Genomic DNA, 2,755 nt, shown 5'->3' on the forward strand with positions numbered 1-2,755 from the left:
TAAGCGGTGAGAACCCGTTTCCCATAATCGCGCAGATTGCCGTTCGGGTCGACATATCGGTAGAGTGTTACCGGTTTGACCCCCAATTCCTTACAAAGTTCTGAAACCGATGTATCGCGGCTGGCCATAGCGGCCTGCGCCATTCGCACCTGCGCTTTTGTCAGAGCAAATTTCCTTCCACCTTTCCGGCCGCGGGCGCGGGCGGCTTGTAACCCCGCCATTGTGCGTTCGCGTATCAACTCGCTTTCAAATTCGGCGAGAGCGGCAAAGATGCCGAATGAAAGCCGTCCTGCCGCAGTTGTTGTGTCAATCTGCGCCCCTTGCCCGGTTAGAACCTTGAGGCCGACGCCACGCTCGGACAGCATGCTGACGGTTTTGACAAGGTGGTGGAGGCTGCGCCCCAAGCGGTCGAGCTTCCACACGACCAGCACATCCCCCTCACGCAATGCCTTGAGGCAGGCCTCCAGACCGGATCGGTCATCCTTCTTGCCCGACGCCAGATCTGAGTAAATCTGTTCTTCTTCCACGCTCGCTGTGATCAAGGCATCCCGCTGCAGGTCTAGGGACTGGCTTCCGTCGGCTTTTGAGACGCGGGCATACCCGATCAGCATGTTTCACAAACGTTCGTTTGAGACGATCTTAAAAACGACGCGCTTTCAGCCATCCGAACAATTCCTTATTCAGTATCTTAATCATCAATACGCAAACCATATGCAGAAAGCAAAAGGAACATGGCGCATCGTACTATCCTCACCGAGCGTCAGCGCTCAGTACTTTTTGATCTTCCGACCGATGAAACGGCGATGTTGCGCCACTACACCCTTGCGGACGACGATCTGGAAATCATCCGCGCCCGCCGCCGCCCCCACAATCGTTTTGGGTTTGCTCTCCAGCTTTGCGCATTGCGCTATCCCGGTCGGTTGTTGACCCCGGGCGAGGTCATTCCAATGGAGATCACGCGCTTCCTGGCTGCGCAGCTTGGGCTGAAGTCAGACGATCTGGCTGGATATGCAAGCCGGGAAGAAACGCGTCATGAACATCTGGCGGCCCTGCGGGATCTCTATAGCTACAAAATGTTCACTGGCCGAGGATCGCGCGACCTGAAGGCCTGGCTGGAGAGAACAGCCGAAACTGCCCGGTCGAACGAGGACTTGGCGCGGCGTTTCGTGGAACAATGCCGGGCGACCCAGACCATCCTGCCGGGGATCACGGTTATCGAACGCCTTTGCGCGGATGCACTCGTTGCTGCAGAGCGACGGATCGACGCTCGGATTGCCGATCGGCTGGATAATGAGATGTGCAGTCGACTTGACGCCTTGCTGACGGAAATGGCGGACGGTTCTGTCACCCGCTTTGTCTGGCTGCGCCAGTTTGAGGTGGGCCAGAACTCGGCCGACATGAACAGGCTGCTCGGCCGGTTGGAATTCTTGCAGACCATGGCCGTGGACCGAACCGTCCTGTCGGGTGTGCCGCCCCACCGTATCGCGCGCCTCCGACGGCAAGGTGAACGTTACTTCGCTGGAGATCTGCGGGATATCTCCAGCGACCGCCGCCTTGCCATCCTCGCGGTCTGCGCTCTGGAATGGCGCAGTGCCATTGCCGATGCCGTGGTCGAAAGCCATGACCGGATTGTGGGGAAGACGTGGCGCGAGGCGAAACGCGTATGCGATGCTCGGGCAGATGACGCCAAGGCTGCTTTGAAAGACACCTTGCAGGGCTTCTCAAATTTTGGATCAGCTCTGCTGGAAGCACATGAAGATCAGGCCTCCCTGATCGAGGCCATTCAAAACGCCGGAGGCTGGTCATCGCTGAGGGGGCTTGTTTCCACCGCCGCCCAACTGACCGACACATTGGCGGCTGATCCACTGGCACATGTTGTTCACGGGTATCATCGCTTCCGACGCTATGCGCCACGCATGCTGCGGGCGCTCGATATTCAGGCGGCGCCGGTGGCCGAACCGTTGCTTGCCGCGGCCGACATCGTCGCGGGTACGGAAACGACGACTACCCGGCCACTGACCTTTCTGCGCCAGGCTTCGAAATGGCATCGACATTTGAATCACGACGATGGGAACCGGCTTTGGGAGGTGGCGGTCCTGTGCCACCTGCGCGACGCATTCCGTGCCGGCGACATCTGGCTCACACATTCCCGCCGATATGGCGATCTCAAGGACGCGCTGGTTCCGACAGAAGTTGCTACGGCCACGCCAAAACTGGCCATGCCGTTTGAACCGGAGCTCTGGCTCGCGGATCGAAAATCTCGCCTGGCAGATGGCTTGGAACGACTGGCCCGCGCCGCCAGGGCGGGTGCCATTCCGGGAGGTTCTATCGAAGGTGGCGTGCTCAAGATTGACCGTCTGACGGCGGCTGTCCCCGAAGAGGCCGATGCCATGGTGCTCGATCTTTACAAACGCCTGCCGGAGATCAGGATCACAGACCTCCTGCTCGAAGTGGATGACGAGATCGGCTTTACCGAGGCCTTCACCCATCTGCGCACCGGCGTTCCATGCAAAGACAGGGTCGGCATGCTGAACGTGCTGCTGGCTGAAGGGCTGAACCTTGGCCTCAGCAAAATGGCTGGGGCCACGAACACCCATGATTATTTCCAGCTCTCGCGCCTGTCGCGCTGGCATGTGGAAAGCGAGGCGATGGCACGCGCCCTGGCCATGGTGATCGAAGGTCAATCTGCCTTGCCGATGGCCCGGTTCTGGGGCGCAGGGCAGACCGCTTCGAGTGACGGGCAATTCTTCCCGAC

At 59.4% G+C, this 2,755-nt stretch carries 2 protein-coding genes; one reads left to right on the top strand and one right to left on the bottom strand.

Annotated features, from left to right (window positions below; translation table 11 throughout):
* Window positions 1–611 (bottom strand): recombinase family protein (locus ACEN2J_RS20620; protein ID WP_068242705.1); only part of this gene is annotated, 611 nt, incomplete at its 3' end.
* 120 nt (window positions 612–731) lie between these two features.
* Here ACEN2J_RS20620 and ACEN2J_RS20625 point away from each other — a divergent pair.
* Window positions 732–2,755: Tn3 family transposase (locus ACEN2J_RS20625; protein ID WP_442108611.1), on the top strand; the 2,024-nt coding region annotated here is incomplete at its 3' end.

The organism is Pseudorhodobacter sp. W20_MBD10_FR17 (assembly GCF_052119765.1).
GTDB lineage: Bacteria > Pseudomonadota > Alphaproteobacteria > Rhodobacterales > Rhodobacteraceae > Pseudorhodobacter.